At 38.2% G+C, this 3,259-nt stretch carries 4 protein-coding genes; 2 read left to right on the forward strand and 2 right to left on the reverse strand.

Translation table 11 applies throughout. The features are described from left to right. Both RAO94_06085 and RAO94_06090 read right to left on the reverse strand, forming a co-directional pair. The coding region (locus RAO94_06085) for a C25 family cysteine peptidase (GenBank protein MDP8321901.1) at positions 1 to 1,382 on the reverse strand (1,382 nt) is incomplete at its 3' end. Continuing rightward, complete coding sequence (locus tag RAO94_06090) at positions 1,383 to 2,051, reverse strand: phenylalanine--tRNA ligase beta subunit-related protein (protein ID MDP8321902.1); 669 nt, start codon at positions 2,049 to 2,051, stop codon at positions 1,383 to 1,385. An 86-nt stretch (positions 2,052 to 2,137) separates the two neighbouring features. Between RAO94_06090 and RAO94_06095 the strand changes: the two genes are divergently transcribed. After that, positions 2,138 to 2,572 carry a hypothetical protein gene (locus tag RAO94_06095; GenBank protein ID MDP8321903.1) on the forward strand — a complete coding sequence of 145 codons (435 nt, stop codon included), beginning with the start codon at positions 2,138 to 2,140 and terminating at the stop codon, positions 2,570 to 2,572. Positions 2,573 to 2,701: 129 nt separating this feature from the next. Further along, positions 2,702 to 3,259, forward strand: a 558-nt coding sequence (locus RAO94_06100; GenBank protein MDP8321904.1) for a DUF6515 family protein, incomplete at its 3' end; no start/stop codon positions are given.

The following is a 3,259-nucleotide window of genomic DNA, read 5'->3' on the forward strand; positions in this document are numbered from 1 at the left end:
ATTCCGAACATATATTCATAATTAGCATGACCCACATGATGCAGAAAGGAAGTTCCCTGATTAAGAATTTCCAGCAGGTCCTGCATAGTCCATTCTCCATTATCGCGTTCATAAAGGTAGGTGATATTATCAGTTAAGGGGATTCCACTGGTTTCGTAGCCATTATCATCATGAATGCCTACCATTAGGTCAAGGTAATCTCCACCCCAGGTGAGAGGATCCAGCCATAATTGTTCAGCAGCGAGCAGAGGACGATCCAGGTCATCATCAATAGGATTTTGGGCATAGAGAAAAGTTTTATTGATCATATTAGTAAGCTCCGTCTGGTCAGAAAAAGTAAGCCGTGAGACAGCAACTTCGGGCAGCAGATCATCCTCTTCAGGTTCTCCCCAATAGCCATCATTATCATCATTCCAGGTGCCGTCAAGAGCACTGTAATAAATATCAGCCGGGATGCTGTCATCTTCATATAGGGTGGTTGACTGCACCTGACAATAAAATCCGCGATCAGGGATAAGTTCGCTGTCACCGCCGAGCAGCACGCTTGAAATGCCATAATCTGAATACTCATTGATAATATGATTTCTGATCTTTTCCTGCAGGTCAATACCTGGCAGATTATCTTCAATAAATTCTGTAGTGAAGTACTGCACTCTTCTGCCAAAAGTATTATAAAAACCTTCAAATTCCTCCAGATCAACAATAAATTCTTCAGGGCTGATCACCAGCAATTCATATTCACCTTCTCGGTTCAGACGTTGGGGATAAAGGTTAGTCAGCTGGGGATTAGTCACATAGTGTGAGACTTGTGCTTTGGCTTTCTCAGAATAGTAATTAACTGACTTATTAGCTCGATTCAGGTCTCCTGCTTCGGTAATTATTATAATCTGAGCCTGATCATAAGTGATTACAGTATTTTGCTGAGGATTATATTGAACAGGGCAGAAGCTGCTTAAGATAATTCTATAACCATGCCAAGACTCAGTTTTTAATATTCCAGTATTCTTAAGAGGCAGATTGATATTCTGCTGATAGATTTCCTGATCAATTACAAATTCAGTTTCTTCCTGGCTGCTTAAAGGCAAAACAGCCTGAATGGGGTAGAGCCGCCCATCAAGGTGCTGAGATTTTTCTCCTGAGAGGATCACTTGCATATCAACAGCAATTTCCCCAGGAGGTAATAAGGCTTTTATTACCATCCAGGGCAAAGCTGGTTCACCCATTTCACCACGTTGACTGGCTTCAGGAATTATAATTCGATAATAATCGCTTCCGGCAATTTTTTCCTGAACCGGGGCTTTAATATCTATTGTAAGATTTATTTCTCGTGAAAATAACAAGCTGACTAATAATATAAAAACTATAATAAAAAGTTTCTTCATTTAAAACTCCCTGATTGCATTTGTTTGAAGGTATTTATCTGAAACTCCACCACCACAATAAGTTTGAACTCTCTGGATAAAAATATCAAGATGAGCGAGTAGTTGAGAATCAGGCAGATAGCCTGGAGCATAGATCAATAAAACTGCATTTGTTGTTTCTGGTGTAACGCAAGTGCGAAGAGAATCCTTGATAGGGCTGCCAATTGCACCTTCATTATCACAGATAAGATATCTTTCATTCAGATCAAGATACTTATTATCAATAGCAGTATAACCATCTCCTGATTTGCCCATTCTTCCAGTTATTTTACCTTCAATTAAGCTCATATCATATACACAGATCGGCAGCAGGAATTCCAGTGAACACCAGTTACCAATATCCACAAGCGGATTGATGGTACTATAGCCCTTATTTTTCAGACCACGTCTGAGCAATGCTTCACTGGAAGGTCTGCGTTTAGTGGGATCGATGCCAATTGCCTTAAAAAGGTCTCGAGCCTGAGTAACTCCCGGAATCTCACTGATCGCAATACCAGAATAAGAATTCCGGTATTCCTCACCAAGACTTACCAGTTTTTGATAAGGCTCATTAACTGCCTTATTTTTAAGGTTTTCCATACTGGCTACTGCCAGTTTGACTATGTTTTTATTAATACCATCTTCCATCATGAACAAATATTTCCATAGCTATTAATAATGACAATATTTCTTTTTTATTAATTTACTCAGATAAGAAATTACTTGCCAGATATGACGTGAAAGGTAATGTCTGGTTGACAGTTTTATTAAATGGTGAACAAAAGAAACTGGAGGGTATTATAATGACAAGTGCCAAGAGAATAATTATTGCTACACTAATTGGTGTATGTTGTGGGATAGTGTGCATTACCCTGGCTGGTAGCGGAGGTAATAAATTACCTGGTATTATAATAATGCAAATGGTCATCAGCCGAACATTGATGGGATTTGTGATCGGAATAAGTGCAATTAAAATGAACTGGGCTCTTAATGGGATATTATTGGGATTTCTGATGGGACTGCCGATGGCATTAAGCAGTTCATTAGGAGCTGAAGGTACAGATTTTACACCTCAGATGATGTTTTTTTCTACTTTGATCATTGGTGCAATATATGGATTTGTTATTGAATTCTTTACTACAGTGATCTTCAAGGCAAAACAGCTTGGATAAAAGCCGATTAGAAAACTAACTAAATCTGCAGGGATTTGATTACTGAAATGTCTTAAATATTAGAAAATATGTGGACAGCAAAACTCAGCAGAATAATTATTACTGCTGAAAAATAAATAGGAGGCAGCAATGCAAAAGCACATGAACCTAAAAACGATGTTATTATTCCTGTTGATGATAAGTATAGGCGTCAGTAATGCTGATAATAAAATATTGAAAAATAGTAATGTCAGCAAAGTAAATAACACAGAAAAGAAAAAAGAATATCTTCTGAAGAACCTTCCCCAAGAAGCAGAAAAGATTGATGTGGAAGGCAAAAAATACTTCAGACATAATGGCATATATTATCGCCCGGGAAAATCAGGTTACCACGTAGTAAATGCACCTCATGGCTTGAAAGTGAAGCATCTACCCAGAGGCGTGAGGATCATCAATCACTATGATGTGGATTATTACTTCTATTATAACACTTATTACCGTTACGATCCTATGCACGAAATATACATTGTGATCAATGCTCCGGAGTGGGCAGACAAGGATTTCCATGATGACAAACTCTCTCTTATAGATGGCTCAGTTTTGTATGGGAAATATCTGGGTGGTGATAGAGAGCATGTTTATTTCATGTTCAATGGTGACAAAGAAAAGTATCCTGTAGAAGAAGTGATTTCCATAGAATTTGTACCA

The sequence above is a fragment of the Candidatus Stygibacter australis genome (assembly GCA_030765845.1).
Taxonomy (GTDB): domain Bacteria; phylum Cloacimonadota; class Cloacimonadia; order Cloacimonadales; family TCS61; genus Stygibacter; species Stygibacter australis.

What these genes read in the sequence shown, in the direction of transcription:
- RAO94_06090 (MDP8321902.1), bottom strand. Translation starts at nt 2,051, where the DNA reads ATGATGGAAGATGGTATTAATAAAAACATAGTCAAACTGGCAGTAGCC.